Below are 930 nucleotides of genomic sequence, written 5' to 3'. Positions count from 1 at the left end.
CCGGATCACTGGCAAATGCCGGTGCTGTACGGTCGATCGTAAACCATGCCCCTTTTCCATATCCATTGATATATCCGTTGTCCACTCCACGGACAACGATCTTATAATCTCCTTCTGCCCACTTATCACTGTTGATAGTGGCTGATCCGCTGGATGTTGTTCCGATCTTTGTCGCACTGGAATATGGCACATAATTTGAATTTCCTTCTGCGTTATTAACCCATGTTGCCAGACGGTATTCCACTCTGTTTAAAGATTTTGAATTGATACCTGTCCATGCAAGCTTAATCGAATGGATATTCTTTCCAACGTATCTTGGTGTGACAGATGCACTGGCTGCTGTTGTTGGACCGTCATAGTAAGTCACTGACAGTTTCGGACGGTTTGCAGAAGCCCTTGAGCCATAGAATTGTCCATAACTCTTTGTCTCATCGGAGTTCTTTAACATCACTCCGTAAGATGTGATCTTCCCGGAAGCACACTCCCTTGCGTACTGGGTCAGATTGATGCTTCTTCCTTTCCTGGCTTTTCCTGTTGTCTTCACACTTCCATAGTTGGTGCTGTATCCCGGACGGTTGCTCCATTTTAATCCGGATCTTGTCCATCCTCCTGTGACTCTTCTTGCCTCGATTGTCTGTCCGCTCTGGCTGCTTCCTGTCTCATACATGGTAAGGGTTGCACTGTCCACATATTTTCCCTCGATCTTCTTGGTAAAATCCTTGAATCGGAGATAGATACGGTAAACTCCCTGTTTTGCTTTTCCTGCCATCATGGCTGTGATGCCGCTGTCATAGAAGTTTGTGTTCTTATAAGATCCGTTGATCACATAGACATCCCAGAAGTTTGTGGAACCGGTCCATGATACGGTCGGATCGATCGTTACCGGATATTCCCGATCTTTGTCCTGAAAGTAATCTTCATCCAGATGCA

General features: G+C 45.8%; 1 protein-coding gene. It reads right to left on the bottom strand.

Going from position 1 to position 930, the window contains the following annotated elements; translation table 11 throughout:
• Positions 1-930, bottom strand: a 930-nt coding sequence (locus tag KE503_RS15120) for a DNRLRE domain-containing protein (RefSeq protein WP_212385715.1), incomplete at both ends; no start/stop codon positions are given.

This window comes from Anaerostipes sp. Marseille-Q3525 (assembly GCF_018223505.1).
GTDB classification, from domain to species: domain Bacteria; phylum Bacillota; class Clostridia; order Lachnospirales; family Lachnospiraceae; genus Anaerostipes; species Anaerostipes amylophilus.
This window is presented reverse-complemented; position numbering and strand designations above follow the sequence as displayed.